The organism is Novosphingobium sp. UBA1939, from assembly GCF_002336885.1.
Taxonomy (GTDB): domain Bacteria; phylum Pseudomonadota; class Alphaproteobacteria; order Sphingomonadales; family Sphingomonadaceae; genus Novosphingobium.
This window is the reverse complement of the sequence record NZ_DDFB01000029.1, coordinates 1-3795: the sequence shown is the minus strand read 5'-3', so window position 1 is coordinate 3795 and position 3795 is coordinate 1. Positions and strand designations below refer to the sequence as shown.

Below are 3795 nucleotides of genomic sequence, written 5' to 3'. Positions count from 1 at the left end.
CAACGCGGCGTCGATCCGCGCGACGAGCCGCTCGCCGCGCTCCGGATGCCCCGCCAGCGCGGCAATGCGGCGGACCTGCGCACGACTGTCGGCCACGTTCATGGCGATGGGAAGCTGCGCGACGGGAATGCCGAGGCGACCGTAGGCCTCGCGCGCAGCCGGGCCGAGGAACGTATCGCCCAGCACGAGATCGGGATGGAGCGCCAGCACTTCCTCCACCGTGCCGCGCGTGGCGGGAAAGCGCCGGGCCAGCGCCACGTCCATCGAACTCGATCGGGGGTCGCGGCTGTAGTGTGACAGCGCCAGCACCTGCCCCGGATCGGCCACTTCGGCCAGGATCGCATCGCTGCACGGGTTCAGCGAAACGATCGCGGGGTGCGCGCGCGTGGCCGAAGGCGGAGGCGTGGCCGGCGCGCAGGCGGAAAGAGCCGCCAGCAACGCCAGCCCCCAGCCCCGCCGCCGCAAGGCCGGCGGGGTGGAAGAAGGCAAGGAACCGCCCGCCTTAATAGCGCACCCGCGCGCCGATGAACGCGGAGCGGCCCCAGGTGCCGTATCCGGCCGAGGTCTGGTACTTTTCATCGAACAGGTTTTCGACCCGACCGAACAGTTCGAAGAAATCCCCGAACGGCAAGCTGGCGCGCAGCGTGGTCAGTTCGTAGCCATCCAGCCGGGTGCGGTTGGCCGCATCATCGAAGCTGTCGCTGACGAGGCGGATGTCCGCGCCCAGGGTCAGGCCAGCGAGCGGCGAGGTCCAGTCGGCCGAAAGCGTCAGCGCGTTGCGCGGGCGGCGGGCGAGCGCCTTGCCGTAGTTCGCGTCCGCCACGGTCAGGTTGCGGGCGCGGTCATAGGTATAGACCGCCTGAGCCCGGAACGTGGGGCTGACATCGGCGCGCAGTTCCAGTTCCACGCCTTCGGCGCGGGTCTTGCCGACGTTGTCGTAGAAGCCGTAGCGCCCGTCCGCGCACAACGGGCTGGTGGCCGAGAAGCACGATACATAGGCGATAAGGTTGCGCGTATCGCGCCGGAACCAGGTGGCCGAGGCGTGGAACACGCCATCGGTCGTGGTGTATTCGCCCCCGGCGTCGTAGCTGCGGCTGCGTTCGGGGCTGAGCCCCTGGTTCCCGTAATCCGAATAGAGCTGGTAGAGCGTGGGCGCCTTGAACCCTTCGCCATAGCTGGCGCGCAGGCGCAGCCCCTGCGCCACGCGGACGCTGCCGTTGGCGCCGAACGTCGCCTGCGTGCCGAAGCGGCTGTGATCGTCCACGCGCACGCCGGCGGCAAGGCTGGCCCGGTCGGTGTACCAGCCGAACAGCGCGTGGCCGCTGGACAGGCGCGCGCTGCGCTGGGCATCGAACGTGGAAGAGAAGCGCGTCCATTCGCTGTCCCCGCCGAAATCGAGCGCGAAATGCGCGGGCAGCGCGATGCGGCCGGTCAGGTCGACGCGCTGACTGCGGCCCTTGTAGCCGTACTGCGGATCGGCGCCGTAGGTGGGGTCGTAATAGTTCCGGCGCGTATCGGCGAGCGCGTAGCCGCCGTCGAGCGTAAGCGCGCTGCCGGCATAGTGGAACCCGGCGCGGCCGGAGAACTGGCGGGTCTTCTGGTATTCTGGCGTGTCGCCGAACACGGTGTAAGTCGGCGGCGGATAACCGTCGATATCGAGCTTGCTGTCGGCATAGCGCGCGACAGCGTTGAGCGAGAGATCGGGGGTGAGGTTCACGCGCCCGCGCCCGCCGATGCGCCACTGGCGATAGCCGTCCGGCTCGGTGCCGACCGCGGCGGCGGAAACGCCATCGGTGCGGGCATAGCCGCCGTTGAGCGAGAAGGCATAGCGATCATTGGCCACGCCAGCCACGGCATCGGCGGAGACGGTTTCCTTCGCGCCATATTCGACGCTGGCTTCCGCGCCGTTCACTTCCTTCGTCGTCACCGCGATGACGCCGCCGATCGCGGCGCTGCCCCAGACCACGGAGTTCGAGCCGCGCAGCACGTCGATGCGGCCAATCCCACCGGTCAGCAGGTTGCCGAAATCATAGCCGCCCGAGGGCGAGGACACATCCTCCACGCGCACGCCATCGATCAGCACCAGCACCTGTTCGGCTTCGGAGCCGCGCAGGCGCACGCCGGTAAAGGTGCCAAGACCGCCGTTGCGCGAAAAGGTGAGGCCGGGCACGCGCTCCAGCACGCGCGTCAGGTCCGCGCCTTGCACTTGCGCGATCTGCTCGGCGGTGATGACGGTGACGGCCTGCCCGGTCTGGTCGAGCCGGAGCTTGCTGCCCGTGGCGAGCACGGTGATCTGCGCATCGGCGGAGACGGCCGGCGCGGCGGGTTGCGCCATATCGTCCTGCGCCAGCGCCGGCGCAGCGGTCAACAGGGATGCGGTAAGGAAAAACAGATACTTGCCCGGCATTCTTCAGACTCCCAGCCCATGAACGAACTGCCGTTCATGGCGGGAGGACCGCCGGGCCAACGGGCGGAACTCGCGACGCGTGCGCCCGGTACACCCCGCCCGGCCGCGGAACGACCACACACCGGCAGGTCTCCTGGCTCTCCGGGTCATCGCCCCCTGCCCGCCTTCCCGGCCGTGCGGCCAGTGGCATCGTGGACAGAGCGCTCGCCGGATACAGTTGCGGGGGCAGCTCCGGTTGGGGACCGTGCTGGTCCTTCGCGGATTCCCTCTGGGCCCGTTGCGGGCACCGGTGGCGTCGCTGCGGCGCGTAGCCCCGAACGGGGGCACGGGCAAGAGTCTTAACCGATTCACCCTATGACGCGGGTCTGTGCCGCCTTGGGACGGCGCGAACGCCGTGCGTGCGGGACCTGTCCGCGCGCGCTAGCGCAGGAGAGCAAAGGAACGCGTCCAAGACCCGATGCCGCTGGAGATCGCCTACCGTCCGTTCACCCTTCCGACCGGGGCCTTGCCCCCGGCTGCGGAGGAGAACGTGCGCGCGGGCGATGTCAGCCGCCAACGCGACGATAACCCTGCCGATGGCCTTGCGGACATGGCCGATCCCGCCCCCCTTGTGCCCCGCCCGCGCGATTTTGCCGCGCGCATCCGCCGGCGCGACATGGTTTCGGTGCGGCGCCGGCTGCGGACCCCGTCGATGCTGCGCCAGCGACTGGCCGGCGTGGCCACGATAGGCCTGTTCGCGATGGTGCTCGGCCCGGTGGGATGGGGCAGCCCCGGCGGGATCGACCGCGCCTCTGCGCAGGCCGAAGCGGGTGCGCTGCAACCGTTCGAGCAGGCGGGCGAAAGCTTTCCCGGATCAGCCTTCTACTATGTCTCGCCCGACGATACCGGGCTGATCGCGCCCAACGCCGCCGAACAGGCCTGGGCCGCGCACCGCGATGACGAGGAGGTCGCGTCCGCCATCGAACCCGCCGGCCCCGCCGCGCGGCCAATCTTCGCGCGCGGCAGCGGCGAGGACCAGTGGCGCGCGCTGCAGTGCCTGACCGCGGCGATCTATTACGAGGCCGCTTCGGAACCAGACAGCGGCCAGCGCGCGGTGGCGCAAGTGGTGCTGAACCGCGTGGCGCATCCCGCCTTCCCCAATACCGTGTGCGGCGTGGTCTATCAGGGATCGGAGCGGCCCGGCTGCCAGTTCAGCTTCGCCTGCGACGGCGCGATGGCACGGACGCCGTCGCTCACCGCATGGATCCGCGCGCGGCGCGTGGCAGAGGCGGCGTTGTCGGGTCAGGTCTATGCGCCGGTCGGGAGTGCGACGTTCTATCACACGACCACGGTCGCGCCGGGCTGGCGCACACGCATGGTGCCCATGAGCGTCGTCGGCGCGCATATCT

General features: G+C 69.9%; 3 protein-coding genes and 1 riboswitch. Of the genes, 1 reads left to right on the top strand and 2 read right to left on the bottom strand.

Features of this window, described 5'->3' with window-relative positions; all coding sequences use genetic code 11:
- Together B3547_RS05055 and B3547_RS05050 are read right to left on the bottom strand one after the other, a co-directional pair.
- On the bottom strand, positions 1–489 hold a 489-nt coding region (locus B3547_RS05055; protein ID WP_292960829.1), incomplete at its 3' end, for an ABC transporter substrate-binding protein.
- Positions 490–502: 13 nt separating this feature from the next.
- Positions 503–2407, bottom strand: a complete 1905-nt coding sequence (locus B3547_RS05050; RefSeq protein WP_292960827.1) for a TonB-dependent receptor plug domain-containing protein — start codon at positions 2405–2407, stop codon at positions 503–505.
- 107 nt (positions 2408–2514) lie between these two features.
- A riboswitch (cobalamin riboswitch) is annotated at positions 2515–2713 on the bottom strand.
- Positions 2714–2864: 151 nt separating this feature from the next.
- On the opposite strand from B3547_RS05050, the gene B3547_RS05045 reads away from it, so the two are divergent.
- On the top strand, positions 2865–3795 hold a 931-nt coding region (locus B3547_RS05045), incomplete at its 3' end, for a cell wall hydrolase (RefSeq protein WP_292960824.1).

Bases quoted from the DNA above. Each gene is read 5' to 3' on its own strand.
- B3547_RS05050 (WP_292960827.1), bottom strand. From the start codon at position 2,407: ATGCCGGGCAAGTATCTGTTTTTCCTTACCGCATCCCTGTTGACCGCT.